Source organism: Deinococcus alpinitundrae (genome assembly GCF_009982895.1).
GTDB lineage: Bacteria > Deinococcota > Deinococci > Deinococcales > Deinococcaceae > Deinococcus > Deinococcus alpinitundrae.
The window spans coordinates 1-18,310 of sequence record NZ_WXZL01000044.1 but is presented as its reverse complement, the minus strand read 5'-3'; the positions used below and the strand labels follow the sequence as shown (position 1 = coordinate 18,310).

The 18,310-nt window shown below is 60.1% G+C and carries 20 protein-coding genes and 1 pseudogene; 13 read left to right on the top strand and 8 right to left on the bottom strand.

Translation table 11 applies throughout. From position 1 onward, the window contains the following. Nucleotides 1-59: 59 nt before the first annotated feature. The 4 genes from GUI70_RS21150 to GUI70_RS21135 all read left to right on the top strand — a co-directional run bounded on the left by GUI70_RS21150 (nt 60) and on the right by GUI70_RS21135 (nt 2,866). A complete protein-coding gene (locus tag GUI70_RS21150; RefSeq protein ID WP_161884267.1) occupies nt 60-314 on the top strand; it encodes a hypothetical protein in 255 nt (84 codons plus the stop codon). Nucleotides 315-432: 118 nt separating this feature from the next. Continuing rightward, on the top strand, nt 433-756 hold the full coding sequence (locus tag GUI70_RS21145; protein ID WP_161884266.1) for a PadR family transcriptional regulator: 324 nt from the start codon (nt 433-435) through the stop codon (nt 754-756). Next, nucleotides 753-1,937: an HAAS signaling domain-containing protein gene (locus GUI70_RS21140; RefSeq protein ID WP_161884265.1), complete on the top strand. Its 1,185-nt coding sequence runs from the start codon at nt 753-755 to the stop codon at nt 1,935-1,937. Before GUI70_RS21145 ends, GUI70_RS21140 begins: the two co-directional genes overlap by 4 nt. A gap of 218 nt (nt 1,938-2,155) precedes the next feature. Then, nucleotides 2,156-2,866 (top strand): IS6 family transposase, encoded by a 711-nt coding sequence (locus GUI70_RS21135; RefSeq protein ID WP_161884264.1) that lies wholly within the window; start codon nt 2,156-2,158, stop codon nt 2,864-2,866. A gap of 3 nt (nt 2,867-2,869) precedes the next feature. Here GUI70_RS21135 and GUI70_RS24100 read toward each other — a convergent pair whose 3' ends face one another. Further along, nucleotides 2,870-3,193, bottom strand: a complete 324-nt coding sequence (locus GUI70_RS24100; RefSeq protein ID WP_202630547.1) for a hypothetical protein — start codon at nt 3,191-3,193, stop codon at nt 2,870-2,872. Between the two features lie 498 nt (nt 3,194-3,691). On the opposite strand from GUI70_RS24100, the gene GUI70_RS21125 reads away from it, so the two are divergent. The 3 genes and pseudogenes from GUI70_RS21125 to GUI70_RS24680 all read left to right on the top strand — a co-directional run. Then, a complete protein-coding gene (locus tag GUI70_RS21125; RefSeq protein ID WP_161884263.1) occupies nt 3,692-4,324 on the top strand; it encodes a ParA family protein in 633 nt (210 codons plus the stop codon). Continuing rightward, nucleotides 4,314-4,583 (top strand): hypothetical protein, encoded by a 270-nt coding sequence (locus tag GUI70_RS21120; protein ID WP_161884262.1) that lies wholly within the window; start codon nt 4,314-4,316, stop codon nt 4,581-4,583. Before GUI70_RS21125 ends, GUI70_RS21120 begins: the two co-directional genes overlap by 11 nt. 114 nt (nt 4,584-4,697) lie before the next feature. After that, nucleotides 4,698-4,865: pseudogene (locus GUI70_RS24680) on the top strand (HNH endonuclease); the annotation flags it as partial. 23 nt (nt 4,866-4,888) lie between these two features. Here the strand turns inward: GUI70_RS24680 and GUI70_RS24675 are convergent. The 5 genes from GUI70_RS24675 to GUI70_RS21095 form a co-directional block, all read right to left on the bottom strand. Beyond that, complete coding sequence (locus tag GUI70_RS24675; RefSeq protein WP_237725093.1) at nt 4,889-5,677, bottom strand: hypothetical protein; 789 nt, start codon at nt 5,675-5,677, stop codon at nt 4,889-4,891. Between the two features lie 604 nt (nt 5,678-6,281). Continuing rightward, nucleotides 6,282-7,055, bottom strand: coding sequence for an alpha/beta fold hydrolase (locus GUI70_RS21110; RefSeq protein WP_161884260.1), 774 nt, complete (start codon nt 7,053-7,055; stop codon nt 6,282-6,284). Nucleotides 7,056-7,678: 623 nt separating this feature from the next. Further along, a complete protein-coding gene (locus tag GUI70_RS21105) occupies nt 7,679-8,137 on the bottom strand; it encodes a universal stress protein (protein ID WP_161884259.1) in 459 nt (152 codons plus the stop codon). A 478-nt stretch (nt 8,138-8,615) separates the two neighbouring features. Further along, the gene (locus GUI70_RS21100; RefSeq protein ID WP_161884258.1) at nt 8,616-9,155 is read right to left on the bottom strand and encodes a universal stress protein; all 540 of its coding nucleotides are present in this window, start codon (nt 9,153-9,155) and stop codon (nt 8,616-8,618) included. Nucleotides 9,156-9,200: 45 nt separating this feature from the next. Further along, on the bottom strand, nt 9,201-10,607 hold the full coding sequence (locus tag GUI70_RS21095) for a BTAD domain-containing putative transcriptional regulator (protein ID WP_161884257.1): 1,407 nt from the start codon (nt 10,605-10,607) through the stop codon (nt 9,201-9,203). 834 nt (nt 10,608-11,441) lie between these two features. Here GUI70_RS21095 and GUI70_RS21090 point away from each other — a divergent pair. The 5 genes from GUI70_RS21090 to GUI70_RS21070 all read left to right on the top strand — a co-directional run bounded on the left by GUI70_RS21090 (nt 11,442) and on the right by GUI70_RS21070 (nt 16,183). Continuing rightward, nucleotides 11,442-12,308: an NmrA family NAD(P)-binding protein gene (locus tag GUI70_RS21090; protein WP_161884256.1), complete on the top strand. Its 867-nt coding sequence runs from the start codon at nt 11,442-11,444 to the stop codon at nt 12,306-12,308. A 128-nt stretch (nt 12,309-12,436) separates the two neighbouring features. Continuing rightward, entirely contained in the window at nt 12,437-12,862 is a 426-nt protein-coding gene (locus tag GUI70_RS26085) for a cation-transporting P-type ATPase (protein ID WP_161884255.1), read from the top strand. Nucleotides 12,863-13,032: 170 nt separating this feature from the next. Then, complete coding sequence (locus GUI70_RS21080; protein WP_161884268.1) at nt 13,033-13,947, top strand: L-lactate dehydrogenase; 915 nt, start codon at nt 13,033-13,035, stop codon at nt 13,945-13,947. A gap of 215 nt (nt 13,948-14,162) precedes the next feature. Beyond that, on the top strand, nt 14,163-14,492 hold the full coding sequence (locus GUI70_RS21075) for an ArsR/SmtB family transcription factor (protein ID WP_161884254.1): 330 nt from the start codon (nt 14,163-14,165) through the stop codon (nt 14,490-14,492). After that, nucleotides 14,489-16,183: a SulP family inorganic anion transporter gene (locus tag GUI70_RS21070; protein WP_161884253.1), complete on the top strand. Its 1,695-nt coding sequence runs from the start codon at nt 14,489-14,491 to the stop codon at nt 16,181-16,183. Before GUI70_RS21075 ends, GUI70_RS21070 begins: the two co-directional genes overlap by 4 nt. A gap of 367 nt (nt 16,184-16,550) precedes the next feature. On the opposite strand, the gene GUI70_RS21065 is transcribed toward GUI70_RS21070, so the two are convergent. After that, nucleotides 16,551-16,892, bottom strand: a complete 342-nt coding sequence (locus GUI70_RS21065) for a CBS domain-containing protein (RefSeq protein ID WP_161884252.1) — start codon at nt 16,890-16,892, stop codon at nt 16,551-16,553. Between GUI70_RS21065 and GUI70_RS21060 the strand changes: the two genes are divergently transcribed. Further along, the gene (locus GUI70_RS21060; protein WP_306468321.1) at nt 16,846-18,006 is read left to right on the top strand and encodes a molybdopterin dinucleotide binding domain-containing protein; all 1,161 of its coding nucleotides are present in this window, start codon (nt 16,846-16,848) and stop codon (nt 18,004-18,006) included. The two genes, GUI70_RS21065 and GUI70_RS21060, sit on opposite strands and share 47 nt — an antisense overlap. Here the strand turns inward: GUI70_RS21060 and GUI70_RS21055 are convergent. Further along, the coding region (locus GUI70_RS21055; protein WP_161884250.1) for a transposase at nt 18,001-18,310 on the bottom strand (310 nt) is incomplete at its 5' end. The genes GUI70_RS21060 and GUI70_RS21055 overlap by 6 nt on opposite strands.

Below are 18,310 nucleotides of genomic sequence, written 5' to 3'. Positions count from 1 at the left end.
TCCAGTCTTGGCTATGTCCCCCCTGCCGAGTTCGCTGCCCGCTATCATCCAACCTAGAAGTGACTTGCCTGCTGGTCCTGCGTTTTGGGTTCACTCCAGTCGAGGAAATCATGGTGCTGAAGGCCACCGGCTCAAAGAACTTCGCAGCGCTCGCAACGCGAGAAGGCCAGAAGGCAGCACTCCAGACCATGCTCGGCGAGCAGCGCGGGTACGTTGCGGCGGCTCAGGTCAAGGTGACGGCGCTGGAGGCCCAGGCCAAACAGCCTGGGCAGGTCGAAGAGGCCCGCTGCCTGATCGACAAAATCCTGAGGTAGAACTTGACAAATCCGATACCTAGACGGACTATGTAGTCAGACATAGCTATGTGGGGGCGGCAGCCGTATGGGACGCTGTGTGGTCAACGCCTTAGGCTCTCGACTTGCGGAGGCTTCCATGAATCCTGATCTGCTGCGCGGCAACCTCGATCTGATCCTGCTCACCATTCTGGAACGCGGGCCGCTCTACGGCTTCGCCATCCTTCAGGCGGCCAAGGAACGCACCGGCGGTTACTTCGAGTTCAAGGAAGGCAGTCTGTATCCGGCGCTGCACCGCCTGGAACAGGACGGGCAGCTCGCCGGGCAACTCGGTGAGCTGGGACGCAACGGCAAACCGCGCAAGTATTACGTCCTCACTGACGCGGGGCGGCAAACCCTGCAAGACAAACGTGCCGAGTTCAACGCGTTCACGGGGGCCGTGCAGCGCCTGAGCGGGCTGTGAACAAGGCCAGTCCAACCACGACGACGCTCCTGACAACCTCGCCCGCCGTCCGGGCTTACCTGCGCCGCGCCACCTGGGGATTGCCCAAGGAGCGGCAGCAGGAAGTCTGGGACGAGTTGGAAGAACATCTGCTGACGCGCGCCGAACAATTTCAGCTGCTCGGCGCATCCCCGCCTGGAGCCCTTGCTCGTGCGCTCGCGGAGCTGGGTTCACCCGCCCGCGTGAGCGCCGGAATGACCCAGGTGTATCTAATGCCCAAAATACTCATCGCCGCCGGAGCCGCCGCCCTCACCCTCAGCGCTGTGCTGTACGCGGCAGCGGGTGGCGGAAGCGGACCAATCAGCCTCCCTGCCCTATCCTCACGGCCCGTCACACCCCGCTGTGCCACAGAGAGTAAGCCTTCAAAGCCCCCCACCCCACTGGAGAGCGCCGCCACTTGCTCCCTGCTCACCCGCCCTCCTCCTGATGCCGGAGCTTTCGTCAGCCTCAGCGATGTCAAGAACGCCTTTGCAACGACTGATGTTGCCTCTGTCTTCCTGCCTTCCGGAGACTTGGAAGTCCACTACGCGAATGGCAGAAACCGCTTACTAGAGCCGGAATTCAGACACAACAATCAGGGTTACATCAATGCCACTTTCCTGATTATCAGTACCGTTCGAGAACCCGTCACCCCGAAGCTTGAGTTGGCAGGTTACAACAATCCGATTTTGACTTTCGGTGACCTGCGTCTACAACTCGGCACCGACAATCAGCCTGTGAAAGGGAACACATTTTATCGTGACCTGGCACCGACGTTGATAGGTATTCTCACTTCTCCTAATCTACAAGCGGGCTGGTCAGCCAGAATGGCTTCTATTGGCAGGAACCAAGCTTATCCTCTCCCCATACTTTCAAGACACTCTATTCAAACGAGTCTCAAGGCGGGAGAGGTAGTCATGTCACTGATCAAGTATACAGACGGCAGTTACTTTGCGGATGTAGCGCAGGTCAATTCAAAAGGCAGGTTTATAATGAATAGTGATCAGCCACATATTCACTTTGTTAGCAATTTGGACCAACTCAGACCCTACACTGCGGACGGCATCGTTCCCGCTTTGCTTGTGCGCATAACGAACATCCCATTGCGAAACCTCAAATCCGGCATCTTCGTTCCAGCCCAGGCCAACTCCGACAGCCAGTAAGCTAGGTCTTTGAAGCCCGCTGTATTCATGCTCAGGCTGCTCTGCCGCTTCTTTAGAATTGGGTTGTGATCCGCCCCTTCAGGACGAGCGACATAAATACCACCCTCCGCAGCGGCCTGAGCGCCAGCGCGAAGGTACTGACGAGTATTCCCAAGGTAACGGTGGTGAACGTCGGGGGGTTGTGTTGCCTTAATCGGCGTGGGGTAAGCTGACCCGCCATGACCGACCCGAAGCCCTACCGCCACCGTTTCCCAATGACCATCATCCAGCACGCTGTGTGGCTGTACCACCGCTTCCCGATCAGCTACAGAGATGTTCAAGAATTGCTGCACCAGCGTGGCATTCAGGTCAGCCATGAGACCCTCCGCGAGTGGTGCATCAAGTTTGGGCCCCTCTTCGCTGAACATCTTCGTCACCGGGAACCCCGTCGGGGTTCCCGGTGGCACCTGGACGAGGTCTGTACAACAGTTGATGGTATTCGACACTGGCTTTGGAGGGCCGTAGACGAGTACGGGTTCGTGCTCGACATTCTCCTCCAGCGGCATCGGGACACCGAAGCGGCGAAGACCTTCCTGACCCGGCTGTTGGGAGAATACGATGTCCCAGAGGTCATTCGTACCGATCAGCTCCAGAGTTACGGAGCGGCGATTCAGGAGATTCCAAGCCTGGTTGACGTTGACCATCAGGCGGTGATCTCCAAGGCCCGCTGTAACAACCTGATTGAGCAGGAACATCGAGCCACACGGCGACAAGAGCGAAGTCAGCAGGGATTCAGACGACGGAAACGTACTCAAGAATTCCTGAGCTTGCACACCCGGATGACCAATCTCCACCATCATTCCCGCACCAGTGTTTGCGCCGCAGTGAGAAGAATCAATCAGAAACGAGCGTTCCAGACGTGGTCAACCGTCGCGGCAGGGGTGGCCTGAAGTTCAGGCCACCCCTGCCCTCTGTCTGCCAGAGGCCGAGTTAAGGCAACACAACCCTGGAGAGAGCAGGTTGAAGGCTTGGTCGCCCGCATAGATCAGGAACCGGTCGATGGCCCAGCGATAGGCCTTCAACGTTCGGGGACTGACGCTGGTGCCGCTCGCGCCGTTCAGGACCAGGTAGGCCTCGGTCAGACTCCAGAGGGCTTCTCTGTCCTTGTCGCGGGCAGCGACCACCGCGCGGCGTCTCCTCTCCCCTGATTCGAGGTCGTTCCAGTTTCGGGCCCGATCGAGAGCGTTGACTCGGTAGACGTCAAGGGTGAGAGGCATACCCCATAGATAACATACATTAACTATGGCACGGGTGAATTCAGCCCGAGCTGATCTGTCTGCCTTCCCTAGGACGGACAGTCTGAGGGGGACAAGGAGACGGACACCCCGCAGCGTGCGATTGCCTGAGTACCGACCAAAGTGCGCGGCTGCACCCGGGGTCTCCGGCAGACTGAAGCAAAGATCCAGTGCTCATTGCGTGGGCTTAAGGGGCTGCTGTGTTACCAGTGGATGCTTCCTGACCTGGCTGTTCATCTAGAGGCATAGCGACGATGCAGCTGGTTGGGAGGCTGAACAGAGGTCAACCTCAAGCTATCAAAAACCCGTATAACAGAATACTGTTAAAATGGTATTCTGTTATACTTCCTACTCCTCTGGCAGTGAGGAGCGGAAATTGAGCGTACAGAACCTCTCGGTGTGGATTGCCGTTATGCAGCTTTACTGCTTTTCCGGTATTCTGCTATACCGTTTACAGCTTTGCTGCTAAGCTGCCTGACAATGAAACTCATCAGTGTCGCTTCAGAGAAGGGGGGGGTCGGGAAGACCACCACGGCCGTCACCCTGGCCGCTCACCTCGGTCAACAACATCGCACCCTGCTGGTGGACGCTGACGAACGGTTGCGTTCTGCAGTCAAGTGGACCGGCAAGAAGGAAGGGTACACCGGATGGAAATTCGAGACCACCTTGTTCAGTGCGTTCATCCAACAGCCGGAGCCTGGGGCAGGGTATGACTTCGTCGTGCTCGACACGAAGGGAGGCGAGGGCCAGGCAGAACTGGTTGAGCTGGCCCACAACTCTGCACTGCTGATCGTCCCAACTAAACCTGACGGTGTGAGTGCCGACGGGCTGGTGGCAACCCTGGAGCCGCTGATCGAGGCAGGCGTGCACAATTACCGGGTCCTGCTGACGGACGTTCCCCCAGCCCCCAATTCGGATGGACTGGATTTGCGTCTGGAACTGGATGAAGGCGGCATCCCGATGTTCAGCCGCGATATACGGCACGCCGTGGCCATCAGCAAGGCTGCCCGGGAGGGCGTCTGCGTTCGGGACGTCAAGGGTGATCGGTACGCCAAGTTGGTCTGGATGGACTATGAACTCGTCAGCCGGGAGGTGGTCCGGGATGTCCGATGAGAAAGCTTCCAAGTTCGGGGTGTTGAAAGGACTGCAGCAAAGCAGTAAAACAGTAAACAGCCAACTTGAGCCAGTTGTTGAGGAGTTTCCGGTCCAGGAAGTTCGCTTCACCAATTACCTGGACGCGGACGTCAGCCGCCGTTTGCAGATTCACGTCGCACAGCTGAAGGCGCGCAAGGTGCGGGGTGGTGAGCGGGTCAGCATCAAAAGCGTCCTTCATCAGGCCTTGGTCGAGTACCTCGAACGGCATGGCAGCTAAAGTCAGTAAAACGCTTTACTGCTAAAATGTTATACTGTGACCAAGTTTAGACCCGACCGATGGGGAAACCAAGCCACAGGAGTCAAGCGGCGGTGAGCATCGGGGGAGGGGAAGATGGGGAGAAAACACTACCTGCAGGTCTGGGACAGGAAGGCTAGGCGCAAACTGCTCTACCCTCGCCAACTCGCAGCCTCGTACCTTGGGCGTCCACTGGAACCCGGCGAGATTGTCCATCACCGTGACGGCGACTCCACCAACAACACCAGGGACAACCTGCTGGTCTTGCCCAGTCAGCGCTACCACGCTCACATCGAGCATCTGTTGCGATGCGAACGCCGGGGACAGATCATGCTCTTCCCAGAATTCCTGTCACCCGTGCGGCAGCAGGTCCCTGGCAGTCTGTTCGAGAATCTGCTTGTCGACATGCGTAGATCAGGATGACATGTGAACTCAGCTTTCAACGTTAAAGCCAACCTGTCATAAGGGTCACGCATGGGTTCTGGCAACTTAACCAGTTGACGACGAAAATCACGGCCCACTGCACGACCACGCCCGAACTCGAACAATGCATCCGGATGAAACGAGATCGTTGCTTGCCGACGGGGATACAGCCAGGTGATCTGCTCGAGCTCACCTTCACCGAAGACCGTATCCAGCACGAAGGCGGCGGCCGTCATCTGCCAATGGCTGTGGGGAAAGGTTCCGGTGTCGCTCAGACTCAGCAAGATCAAGGTATCGCCGTACCGTAGATCTCCAACGGGCGGACAGAGTTGCAATGGCCCACTGAGTAACGGCAATACGGTGGCGTCGAGCAGCGTGCGTAAAGCCACGCCTTCCCGTTGGGCTGGGAGTTGGCGGTACGGCTCGCCCGACCGGGCGGCCTGAAGCAGTCGCCACAAGACTTTCAAGGCATCGTCGCTGAGCTTCTCTCCTTTCAAGACATCGGCCCGTTCGCGCCACAGGGCCTGCAGCCCTTGTTCTAACTGGGCTCGTATTCGCAGGGGATCCTGGACTTCCAGCGGGTGCAGTGGGATGGGTGCTGGGCGGCGGAGAATGCCTGTTTCGGCTTCCAGGCGCCAGCGGAGGGCTTCCATATAGGCAGTCCATAACTTGGAAGGGGAAAGCCCGTCCAAGTTGAGGGCGACTGTCCCCGGGAGGGGGAGGGCTCCTCGCCAGGGCCGGAGGGTGTCATTGAGTCGAGTGGTGAAGTCCGGGAGCAAGATCAGGAGTTCACGCAGGGCCAAGCTGTCAAAGGTCTGAGTCATTGCAACGGCTTCTTACGTGTTCTTCAGGTTCCTGCTGAAATCGGTCATGACGTGCGCCCAGAGAAAAACCGGATCGGCGGCCTGCTCAGCCGGGCGACGTCCCGGTGAATCTGCTCACATATTATGTAGGCATTCATAGTTTGTTTCTGAGTTTCAACGTTCACGCATTAACGCACTCCTACAGGGAAGAAGAGCCCCATCAAGTAGGCCCTCCTTTACCTTACAGAGTTCAAGCCGAGGAGACTCAGCTGCTGGCCAGCTCATCCATCATGCTCGATGAGCTTCTGCCTGTCGCGACATTCTGCGGTCGGAGTTGCCCGTCGGGCTGACCTCTCATCAACTGGCTGCCTTCGCAGTCCACCAGGTCTTTCATATGTCCCAGGGCCATTATCCCTCGGGCCTGCCAGAGGCTCTCCCAGGGCCCATCCTGCTGTCAGCGCACCTGCTCGATCATATTTACAATGGCGTCGACGGCGACCTGAGGTTCATCCAGCCAGACGCTGTGGGCGCTGTGGGTGGCGGTGACCTGGGTGCTCCTGGATGACAGCCGCAGCAACCCGCGCTGCTTGGCCTGCCAGACCGGGTCTGGGTCGAGTCCGCGCGTCAGGACGGTGAGCGGCAGATCGCCGAAGCTCGTCACTTCGTCCGCTTGCGCCAGGCTGGCTGGTATCCCTGCCCCCTCGTCGGCCATGGCCTGGAAGTACCCCGGGGTCACGGTCAACGCGGTGTACTCGCCGGCATCTGCTTGCGGCAGGCCCTTCGCCACACCGAGCGCTCCCGCGAGCATCCGGACCAAGCCGAGTCGGGCAGCGGCTGAGACGAAGCCAAAGCCCTGGGCATGGGTGGTCACGGCTGGCGTGGGCGTCGGCTGGACCACCGGGGTGGACGTGCCCACCTGCTCTGGGCTCATCGACTCGATCAGCACCACACCGGCCACCTCTGAAGGATGACGGTGGACGAAAATGCGCGTTGTCAGTCCGCCCAGCGAGTGCCCGACCATCACGTATGGCCCGGGGACACCCGCCCGCTGGAGCAGGGTGTGCAACTCGCCCTCGAAGTGCGAGGCGTCGCGCGGCAAGGGGCTGGGTTCGCTGTAGCCCATTCCCGCCAGGTCGCAGGTACAGACCCTGGTGGTCCGCCGCGCCACCCCCGACTGCACAGTGTGCCAAGGCGTCGAGAAACCACCCCAGCCAGCGTCGATGACCACCGTGGGGCTCCCGGTTCCTCTGCAGGCCAAGAAACCGGGTGATATTCGGCTCTAGAATTTCCAGCCGGGTCGGTGGACCGACGGTCCGATCTGAGCTTTTCATGATCGTCATAGTGAATCTTCCCTTGACACCCTGAAGGTAGACGCGGCGCATTACCGCGGAGTTACCAAAGCCGCGTCACCACAGGCGCAGGCCCGGCACCGGATGCGGGTTAACCAGCATTCCGATCAGCATGGGCAGATACATGATGATTACGAGCAGCAGGGCCAGCGCAAAAAACACCCAGAGCCTGTCCATCACGCGGACCGCACCCGCGATCTTCAGGCCAGCGGCACTGATTTGAGAGACGCTGATCCCGCCCGCGCTTCGACCTGCTCCAAGCGGATGTTCATAGCCTGTCAGTAACCACTGACGGCGGGCATCTGCTGGGCGTGACCACCGTCAGTGAAGTGTTTAAGACGCTGCGCGGCGCGCTCCCGACAGCCCGCCTTCCACAGGCGCTGCGTGACCGCAAATGTGCAGCGGCTCCCGAAGGGGCCGCTGCACACGCAGGCCAGAGCACTAAAATCAGTTTGCTCCAAACTGCTCGAACAACGGCAGTCTGGAGCAAACTGATTCCAGCTTAGGGCGTCACATTTGCCCAATCATTTTCTTTGTTCAGGATCTGTGTCGCCTCCGCGACATCTGCTTCTCGTACCACCAGCACTGGAAGGTCAGCGTGCCGCATTACGGTTTCGGCCACCGACCCGCCGAACCAGCGGTTCAGCCCGGATCGGCCATGTGTGCCCATCACCAGCACATCTGCTCCGAACTGCTCTGCAGCCTTCAGCAGCGTCTCTGCCGCTCCACCACTCATCACACTGCACAGCTCGCCAGTCAGGGCCTGTTTGTCGAGCCTATACCGGGCTTCAGCCATCATGGCTTCCAAAGGAACCATCAGCCCATCCCGGACGGGGAGGGTCCGTTCATCGATCACGGTCACGAGTTGCCTTTGGGCGTGGGGATAGTGGGCCCGTGCGACCTTCAGAGCCAGTTGTGCGTGGGGAGAAGCATCGACAGCAATCACGATCTTCAGAGTCATACAACGTCCTTAAGTCCTAAATTTCGGCTCAGCAGTGCCAGAGGTTCAGCGTACACACGTGTCCGATCACGCTCGTGGCCAACCCCGCCAGCAGATAAACACTGCGCAACTGCTGAGAAGCCAAGCCCAGCACGGCAGGCTGGATCTGACGGCCCGCCGGCAGTCCCGTCAGTTGCAACAGCTGGTCGCCTGTCCTGTCGCGCTCTGTATCCTGCGGCCGCTCATGGTGTCTCCTTCCTTTCTGCCTCTGCCTTGCGTACGGTTAGGTAGAAGAAAAATGAATTTACTATCCGGTCTTGGCTTCATTCGGCGTGGTGACAAGCATGTCCCGGAGTTCGCCGGGTTTGAGATCGCGTCGATTGAAGGGCGCTTGCCGTTACCAGTCGAACATCAGAGGGCCTTCCTGTCACCCTGATCAACATGCTCTCAGCAAGTTACCGAAGCGTTACAGTGCGCTGAAATTCTTTCCAGCATGGTTTCAGCAGTCGCGCGCAGCGCCATGCCGGGTTCGGAAGGATGCCGTCTCCGCCAGGGCACCGTTCCAGCGATTGATGACTGGCCTGTTCGAGCGGCACGGCACCACCTGAACTGGTATGCGCGCGTCCAGCAACACCTGCTCCACGACCTGCCCCAGTCTCCTTCCGTTGGAACTCCCCTGACCGTGCAGGCCAATCAGGATCAGTTCCGCGCCCAGTTGATCGGCCACATCCAGAATGGCCAGCGCGACCCCATCTTCGCGCCTGACACCGTCCGTTGGGCCGTCCACTTCAGGCTTGTGTCCGTTGATTTCGCTTCTGGCTGAAACGATCAGGCAATTCGGCGGACGGCGGGCCAGCAGACTAAGCTCCCGTAGGAGGGTTTGTGCCGCTTCCAATTTCAGGGGTCCTGACTCGTGCGCTTCGAGCACATGGAGCAGCGTGACCCGCCCGCCGATGGCACGCGCCATGTCGAAGGTATGCTGGGCCGCATATCGACTCCACACACTGAAATTCACCGCAACAAGCATCTGGCGTAACACAGACGTGACCTCCTCAGTCCCGGTCGCCAGCCTGATCTGTGGGCCTTACCGTCCCGTTACCAGAGAACTTCCGCTGTGTGCTGAATTGGGCACACCGACATACAGCGCGTCCTTTCTGAGGGTGAAGCCCAATGTCCGGCCCGCCTGTGTGAGGAGCGCCTGCTCATGCATGGTCCAGGTCCCCACGTGTGGGGAACGCGAGACGGCCATCACTGCCTCCAGAGTGCCAGCCTCGCCGAAGATCGGCACCGCTCCTGCGGCGGTCGGATTCGTCTCAGGTCCGGCAGTCGGGAGGAGTGAAATATTCTCGGCGTAGTGTGCCTCACCGGTCTGCACAACCTGGCGGCAGAGCGGGACTGCGTCCAGCGGCAGAGCGCCGAGCTCCAGAAGTGGATGGAATTCAGGAGGGATTTCACCCCAGACCCTGTTGATCCGCAGCACCCCGAGATCGACCAGGAAGATGAACAGCGACTCCAACTTCAGCGCCTCGCCCAGGGCCTCGAGGGTCAGGTGCGCCACTTCATCGAGCGTCCCTGCGGGCTGCAGGGCGTCGGCCAGCTTGAGTCCCAGCTGAGCGCGTTCCAGTGAATCATGCACCTCGCTTCCATCCGCCTCGAACGTAAGGAGCGTCGCCCCAGCCGCGCGCTGTGCCAGGTGCCGTGCACAGGGGGCGTGGGTGCCGATCTGGTGGGGGCATGTGAAATCGCCTGCCTTGAGGCGTTCAGCCAGTGCAGTCGTTTCTAGCATCGGTGTGTCAGCGAGGTCACTACGTAGGTATTTGATGAAGCGCCGGTAATGCTCGACGGCAGCGTACTTGCTCTCGACACTCGCCAGGCAGGCCATCAGGTCCTGATGGTAGTTCTCGCCAATCAATGGGTCGGCGCGTAACGCCTGCGCCAGGTGGCGAATCGCCAGGTCGCATTCGGCGGCCTCGCAGTGCAGCATCGACAGTTCCAGGGTGGCCTGGACGTAGCTGGCCTTGTATTCCTCACGGGCGGTGTCTGCCCAGTCGGCGCGCACCTCGGTCAGATACCCACCGCCGTAGAGGTCTACGGCCCGCTGGAGGGCTTCGCGGGTGGCTTGAGTTCCGGAGGGAAGACCAGTGCTGGCAAGACGGGCTTCATGTAGTGCAGCCTGCATGGCAAACACGTCGCTGGTGGCCAGCACCTCTGGACTCAGTTGGTAACGCTCATAGTCTTTGAAGACCGAGTCGGTCTTCCCCAACGCTGCGCGCACCCGGTGGAGCGCAACCCGGAAGCGGTTGCTGCTGGCTGCGTTTTCGTTTTCGTCGTCAGGCCACAGTGCCAGAGCCGCGTCACGCTGGCTGCGCCCATCTGGAAACGAGAGGAGGTAAAAGAACAGATCGCGGGCGCTGGTGGCGTGCCAGGCGATGTCCCGACCATCCAGGGTGACACGGGTCTGTCCGAACGTAACGATCTTCAGTGTGGGCATTCCGTCCCCTTGATGAGTAGAAGAGAACGCGCACAGCGGTTTCCACGCCGTTCTGAACGCAGGGTACTGCGCGCCTCTCGGTATTGGGTATGGTTCTGACCAAGATCACTGCCGAGGGATGAAAACATATGGAGCCACAGTCTGCCTCAGCTTCCAATCTGCTCACGACCGCGTTCGGAAAGAGCAGCCTTGCCTGGTAACGGCTTCGTAACGTCTGCGCATCAGAGTCCCTCATATGGGATGGGATACGGCCACGGTATGGGCGGGTGCTGAGGGGGGTGACATGCTGACCTTCTGGATTCTGTTGACCGTCGGCGTGACGCTGCTCACCCGCCGGTACATGAGTGAAGTGAGACGCGGTCCCCTGCCCCTCTCCGGCGAAGGTGCAGTCGCTCGCAAATACGGATTTGAGATCTCCCGATCGCCCGAAAATGCCTTGGGGAATTCACTGCCGAAGAGTTCGGGACGATCAAGCGCAGCCTGGAACGGTGAAGAGAGTTTTCCAGGAGCATCAAGGTCTCGAACTTCTCAGAGGTAAATCATGGACCGAATGAAGGGTAGAGTGCGGCTCGGCGTAGGATTGCCCGGCGCTGAACTGCTGGGGACTACGCTGGCCCAAGGCAAGCTGGTCAGCAGGAAACTGGGCAGCGCAGTGGGAATGATGTGCACTCGTGTGCGCTCATCCCACCTCAGCTCATGCTGCGGTCTTGGCCTTTGTGGTGAGCGACGCCGCCAACGCGATCAGTGGCAGCGGGGTCATCACCGACGACGGTTTCGCCGAGTTCACTTGAACCCCTGGAGACACGATGTTCAGGGGCCGCGCAGGATAAACCCATGAAGACCATCCTAATCACAGGTGCAACCGGAAACGTCGGGAGTGAAGTGGTGAAGGCGCTGAAGGGAAAAAGGGTGAACGTTGTAGCAGCGGTCACCGAATTGGAAAAGCCTGAGCTCCACCTGCCCGCAGACACTGAGCGTGTCCGATTTGTCTTCGGTGAGGAGGCCACCTACGCTCCGGCTTTCCAGGGAGTGGACGCCGTCTTCCTGCTGCGGCCTCCCCAGATCAGCGACGCCAAGCACCTGATCAATCCGGCCATTGACGCCATGCGGGCAGCGGGGGTACGGGCCGTGACCTTCCTGTCGGTTCAGGGAGCGCAGAGCAATCCCCTGGTGCCGCACCACGCCATTGAGAAGCATCTGGAGCATTCAGGCCTGGAGTACACCTTTCTGCGGGCGGCGTTCTTCATGCAAAACCTCAGCACCACCCACCGTGACGATATCCGGCTTCACGACGACATCATGATTCCAGCTGGAAACGGGCGGACCGCTTTCGTCGACGTGCGCGACCTGGCGGCAGTTGCTGCCTTGACGCTGACCGGGGAAGGACATGTGCGGCAGGCATATGAGCTGACGAGCGCCGAGGCCCTGACCTACAGTGAGGTCGCCCAGATTCTTTCAGAAGTGCTGAGACGCACCATCCGTTATCCGCACCCGAATGTGGTCCAGTTCTGGGAAAGGATGCACGAACGTCATCAGGCTGTCGGCTACGTACTGGTGATGACGGCACTTTATGCCGTGGCGGCCCTGGGGAAGGCGGGGCACCTGACGCATGACACGAAGCGGCTGCTGGGCCGGGACCCCCTCACCTTTCGGCAGTTCGCCCAGGATTTTGCCAGCGTATGGGAAAAAGCTCCGGCGTGAGGTTGGGGTTGCTATTCGCATGCAGAGACTTCCAGTGGCATGCTCGGGCTAGCGGCCGCCTTTCCCTCTCCTGAATGGGCCAGGTGGGGGCCCAGTCTCGACAGGGAGGGCAGAAGGTCTGGAGGGGTATGACGGCTGAGGCGATTGCCGAAGATGCTGGTGTGGCCCTTTCTGCCAAGATCAGCGGCCTGAGCAGTCAGGCGGTAGTTGAGCTGCTGGCCCGGATTGGCCCGAACGAGATTTCGACCTCGAAACCAAAACCGTTGATCTTCCAACTCCTGGCCCATTTCGTCCAGTCGTTGATTGCCATTCTGCTGATCGCGGCGGTCATTTCGGGCGACTGGCTCAACGCCGCCATCATTATTGTGATCGTACTGGGCAGTATCGGGCTGGACTTCTACCAGACCCGGCGCTCGCAGGTGGCCGCCGCCTTGCATGCCCGCGTCTCGAACCTTCACCAGCCTACCTGCACTACCGTTTCCGCCGACCTCAGAAGATCGAACCAAAACAGTGCCCATTTGGCATGGCGAGCCGCAGTTGGAGCGGTCATCTGAAGTTCAGACCACCACTGGTTCCATTCAGCCCGTCGCTGATTAACTTGCCAGAACCACTTACCGTCATGGGTGTCCGTATCAGGCAAGACCATGCTGGGATCGTTGCCGGAAAGCGGCCTTGTTCCTGGAAGCCGGGTATGTCAGCTTGACGAAATGAACAGGAAATGCGCGTGAAGGTCGGCGTGGTCGGGGCAGGACTCGTCGGGGCGACGACAGCCTTCTCGATGGTGCTGCGCGGCAGTTGCTCGGAGCTGGTGATGGTCGACAGGAACGAACGGCGGGCCGAGGCTGAGGCTGCCGATATCGCCCACGCCGCGCCGATGTCGCATGCCGTCCGGGTGTCAAGCGGCGGCTACGAACAGCTGAACGGTGCCCGCGTGGTGGTGCTGGCAGCGGGCGTCAACCAAAAGCCGGGCGAGTCACGGCTCGATCTACTGGCGCGCAACGCTGCCGTGTTCCGCGACGTGGTGCCGCAGGTGGCGCGGGCCGCTCCGGACGCTGTCTTGTTGGTGGCAACCAACCCGGTGGACGTCCTGACGACCCTGACGGCCCGCCTCCTCGCCCACTCGCCTGCGCAACCGGTGATCGGGTCGGGCACCGTGCTCGACAGCGCCCGCTTCCGCAGCCTGCTGGCTGAGCGATCCGGGCTGGACCCACAGAACGTTCACGGCTACGTTCTCGGTGAGCACGGCGACTCGGAAGTGCTGGCCTGGTCAGGCGTGAGTGTGGCGGGGCAAGCACTCGGAGAATTTCTGCAGCGGCGTGGCGTGGTTTTCGATGACCTGTTCCGCTCGGAAATTGACGCGGCGGTGCGCGGCGCGGCGGCGAAGATCATTGCGGGTAAGCAGGCAACCTACTACGGCATCGGCGTGGCGCTGGCGCGGATTGCCGAGGCGGTGTTGCGTGACCGCCGCAGCGTCTTGACCGTGAGCGCTTCGGCACCGGGCGACGTGGCCTACAGCTTGCCCCGGGTGGTGGGCGGCGCGGGAGTTTTGGAGACCTTGATGCCCAGACTGGACGCGCCGGAGCAAGAAGCGCTTGAGCGCAGCGTAGCGGTGATCCGCGCGGCGGCGGCCCACCTCTAAACGCTGGGATGGGTTCCGCACAATAATCGCTTGCGGCCCACCGCAGGGCGGCCTCAGCGCTAAGCAGGGGCAGGTCTCAGGACACAGCTGAAAGACGCGCAGAGGGTTCACACGAGGGTTTGAACTGAATTTCCCGCCAAGGGGTGAGTAATCCTCACTTGTTCTTCTTCACGTTACCCTCAAATATTAGATCATTCGTATATTATAATTTGAATATGAAGCAAAGCATCCACCTTTACAAAGCCAGTCTCTTCAAAAGCCTCGCCCACCCTCTCCGCCTCGCCATCCTCGACGCCCTCCGAGACGGAGAAAAAACCGTCACACAACTCCAGGAACTCACCAGCGGCGAACAGGCCACCATCAGTCAACATCTCACCATCCTCCGCAACCACCACTTCATCACCTTCCGCAAGGAAGGCAACCTCGCCTACTACCGCAACGAGGACCCAGAGGTCTACATCTTCCTCGACCTCGGCCGACAACTCTACGAACGTCAGTTAAACCGCTACCGGGAAGAGATCGACGCACAGGTGGTCAGGAGATGAGCGTCCCGGCCCGCGCCTCTCCTTCCCCCCTTGACGTTCTCAATCCCATCCCCGTCTGGAAAACCGAGTTTAAAGGCTACACCCGCGCCCGCTTCCTGCAAGACCTCCTCGCTGGCGTCACGGTCGGCATCGTCGCCCTCCCTCTCGCCCTCGCGTTTGGCGTGACCAGCGGCGCGGGTGCCGCTGCTGGCCTGATCACCGCCATCATTGCGGGCCTGGTGGCCAGCGCCTTTGGAGGCAGCCGCTTCCAGATCACCGGACCCACCGGCGCGATGACCGTCGTCCTGCTCCCCGTCATCGCCCAATACGGGCTGTCCCAGGTCTTCGTGATCGGCCTGCTGGCTGGCTGCCTGCTGATCCTCGCCAGCTTGTTGCGCCTGGGCCGGGCCGTTCACCTGATCCCCTGGCCAGTCATCACGGGCTTTACCAACGGCATCGCCGTCATCATCGCCCTCCAACAACTCCCTGCTGCCCTGGGCCTGCATGCACCCAAAGGGGAAGGCATTCTGCTCACTTCCCTCGCCGTGCTCCGGACCTTCTTGAGCGCTCCACAACTGGCCCCACTCGCGCTGACCACCGCCACCGCAGCCATCATGCTGGCGTGGCCGCGAGTCACCACCCGCGTTCCAGGCGGCATCATCGCCCTGCTGACCGTCACTGGCCTCAGCCTGGCCCTCCACCTCGGTGTCCCCCGCATTGGCGTCATTCCCGCTGGTCTGCCGCTGCCCCATCTTCCCACCATCAATTTCACTTCCATTCCTGCGCTGTTCAGTGCCGCCCTCGCAGTCGCCGTCCTCGCGGGGCTCGAAAGCCTTCTCTCTGCGGTGGTGGCCGACGGCATGACACGCGGTGCACGCCATGCTCCCGACCGGGAACTTTTCGGTCAGGGACTGGCCAACATCGTCGCCCCCCTCTTCGGCGGCATTCCTGCCACCGGCGCAATTGCCCGCACCGCCGTCGGTGTGCGCAGCGGTGGCCAGACCCGGCTGACCGGCATCATTCACGCGCTGTTCCTGCTGCTGGTGGTGCTCCTGCTGGGACGCGCGGCTGCCCTGATTCCTCTGAGCGTACTGGCCGGCATCCTGCTGGTCACGGCGCTGCGCATGTTTGAAACCCACGCCTGGCAGGCCCTGCGCCGCTCGACTCGCAGTGACTTCTTCATCATGCTGGCCACGCTCTCAGTCACGGTCGCCTTCGACCTGATTCTTGCCATTGAGGTCGGGTTGGCCCTGGCCGGGGTGCTCTTCATTCAACAGATGATCCGCAGCCTGCATCTCGAAAAGATGGACGTGACAGAAGACGCCCCCAGTGACGCCGACCTGGCGCTGCTGCGTGACCGCGTGCTGGCTTACCGCGTGGAAGGCCCTTTGTTCTTCGGCGTGGCTGGCCGCTTCCTGGAAAACTTGACCGCGAATCAGGAGGTGGACGTCGTCATTCTTCGGCTGCGGCGCGTTCATCACCTGGACGCCAGTGGCGCGCATGCCTTGGAAGGCATTCATCAGGAACTGCAGGCGCACGGGGTCACGTTGCTGCTCAGCGGCATGCAGCCCCAACCGCTGGCGCTGCTGACCCGCATGACATTGTTGGGCGCGCTCACGACGAACCGCCATCACCTGTTCGAGACGACCCCGCAGGCCATTGAGCACGCTTGGTCACACGTGCAGCGCCGCTTTCAGAAAGTGCAGGCATGACAACAAAGGCAGACCGCTTACTTCTGTGGGTGACACGTATTCAGTACTGAGAAAGTCTCTTTCAACCACCGGAGGAGGTCATGTGGGAGGACCTATGTGAGCCGGTACTCAGGGCGTGTCCGGCTTTGGTTGTCACGACTCGTCTTGACAGACATGTGGCTTCCTCCATTTTGTTGCCCCAAGTCACTGGCAGGCGGTGTGATGCCCAAGATGTCCATGATGACCACTACTTCCAGCAAGGTGGTGGGTTCCGAAACGGTGATGGTGCAGCCGTACATAGCGTCTTTCACGAGCATGGTTCGCCTCCGTGCTATGAGTCAGCGCCCCCGCCATACGGGTCAGGACAGACGGAGACAGTCCATCGGCGTCATTTCCACAGCACCACCGGCGGTGCCTCGACCAGCGTTTTCAGCAGATCCCTGACAGTCACGACCCCGACCAACCGCTCCTGAGCGTCAATCACCGGTAAGCCGCGCACGTCGTGTTGCAGCATCAGGAAGGCGGCCTGCTCAATGGGCATGTCGGGCCGGATCTGCTCGGTGGTGGGTACCGCGTACTCGCTGACCTGAGCATCGGGGGGTGCCGTGCCCAAGCGTGGATCAGAGGCCAGTAATAATCCCAGCAGCCGTTGACCGTCCACCACCGGCAAGCAGCGCAGGCCACTGGATTCCATCAGGAGCAGCGCTGGGCCGAGCGGTGGAGCGTTCAACTACAAGGGCAAAGCCTATAAGTACCCGGACATTCACCTGATCTACTGGGCGGGCGGCAACCCTATGCAGCACCATTATGACCGTAACCGTACCATTCGAGCGTGGCGTAGTAAACCGGAAACGATCATCGTTCAAGACCCGTTCTGGACGGCAACCGCAAAGATGGCTGATATCGTTCTTCCCGCCTCCACCACGTTTGAGCGTGATGACATTACGCAGGTGGGAAGTTATTCGCAGAAGATGATCCTTGTCATGCAGAAGATCATCGATCCGCTTTACGAATCGAAATCGGACTACTGGATTTTCACAGAGCTCTCCAAACGCTTGGGCATCGAGGAAGAATTCACTGAGGGGCGCAGTGAGTCGCAATGGATTGAATTTCTTTATAAAGATGCGAAGAAGCAAGCAGATGCTCAGAAGATCCCCATGCTGCCCTTTAATGAGTTCATCAAGAAAGGGTATGTGGAGTTTTCTCCGGCAGCGGATGCCAAAAACTTCGTGCGTTTTGCGGACTTCCGAGAGGATCCAGAGGCCAATCCATTGGGTACGCCTTCAGGAAAGATCGAAATCTATTCGCAGACGATTGAGGGCTTCCATTACGCCAGTTGCCCGCCCCATCCCACGTGGATGGAGCCTGTCGAATGGTTGGGGGCAGCCAAAGCCGAGAAATATCCGCTGCACTTGATGTCCCCCCATCCAGCTCACCGCCTGCACTCGCAACTGGGCAACACGGCCTTTCGGCAGACCTACGAAGTCGCGGGCCGGGAACCCATCACCCTTCATCCGGCGGACGCTTTGGCCAGAGGGATCAAGTCTGGCGATGTCGTGAGGGTTTTCAATGACCGCGGTCAGTCTCTTGCGGGCGCGGTCATCAACGATGAGGTGCGCCAGGGAGCGGTTGTGTTTCACGAAGGGGGATGGTATGACCCTGCCGATCATTCTGACGAGCCACTGTGCAAACATGGAGACGTCAATGTTTTAACCCTGGACATCGGAACCTCCGATCTGGCCCAGGGGGGGAGCGCGAATACCGCGCTGGTACAAGTTGAACGCTACAGGGGCACGCCGCCAGCAGTCACCGCATTCAACAATCTGAGATGTTGCGGTTTATAGCTCCATGCAAAGAAGTGCGTTGTGAACGGCATTCAGCTGATCCATTTCCAGAGATAACTCCGCGAGGCGTACCTCGGCCAGGAACTTCTGTCGAACGTATCGTGCCAATTTGCCCCAGTCAGGCCAGGCTGGATCGCCCGGATCCGGGCGATCCAGGAACTCAAAGTGGCACAGCAAGAAGCTGAGGAGACTCAAGCAGAGGAAACGCAGCACGCCTCGTTTGGTCTGTTGACCGAACTTCCCAAAGCCAAAGCGACTCTTGAGGGTTTTGAAGAGGGCCTCGATTTTCCAGCGACGTTTCCCG

Excerpts from the sequence above, each read along its gene's own strand:
- GUI70_RS21145 (WP_161884266.1), top strand. The coding sequence starts at position 433 with ATGAATCCTGATCTGCTGCGCGGCAACCTCGATCTGATCCTGCTCACC.
- GUI70_RS21135 (WP_161884264.1), top strand. The coding sequence starts at position 2,156 with ATGACCGACCCGAAGCCCTACCGCCACCGTTTCCCAATGACCATCATC.
- GUI70_RS24100 (WP_202630547.1), bottom strand. The coding sequence starts at position 3,193 with ATGCCTCTCACCCTTGACGTCTACCGAGTCAACGCTCTCGATCGGGCC.
- GUI70_RS21125 (WP_161884263.1), top strand. The coding sequence starts at position 3,692 with ATGAAACTCATCAGTGTCGCTTCAGAGAAGGGGGGGGTCGGGAAGACC.
- GUI70_RS21120 (WP_161884262.1), top strand. The coding sequence starts at position 4,314 with ATGTCCGATGAGAAAGCTTCCAAGTTCGGGGTGTTGAAAGGACTGCAG.
- GUI70_RS24675 (WP_237725093.1), bottom strand. The coding sequence starts at position 5,677 with ATGGAAGCCCTCCGCTGGCGCCTGGAAGCCGAAACAGGCATTCTCCGC.
- GUI70_RS21105 (WP_161884259.1), bottom strand. The coding sequence starts at position 8,137 with ATGACTCTGAAGATCGTGATTGCTGTCGATGCTTCTCCCCACGCACAA.
- GUI70_RS21095 (WP_161884257.1), bottom strand. The coding sequence starts at position 10,607 with ATGCCCACACTGAAGATCGTTACGTTCGGACAGACCCGTGTCACCCTG.
- GUI70_RS21090 (WP_161884256.1), top strand. The coding sequence starts at position 11,442 with ATGAAGACCATCCTAATCACAGGTGCAACCGGAAACGTCGGGAGTGAA.
- GUI70_RS26085 (WP_161884255.1), top strand. The coding sequence starts at position 12,437 with ATGACGGCTGAGGCGATTGCCGAAGATGCTGGTGTGGCCCTTTCTGCC.
- GUI70_RS21075 (WP_161884254.1), top strand. The coding sequence starts at position 14,163 with ATGAAGCAAAGCATCCACCTTTACAAAGCCAGTCTCTTCAAAAGCCTC.
- GUI70_RS21070 (WP_161884253.1), top strand. The coding sequence starts at position 14,489 with ATGAGCGTCCCGGCCCGCGCCTCTCCTTCCCCCCTTGACGTTCTCAAT.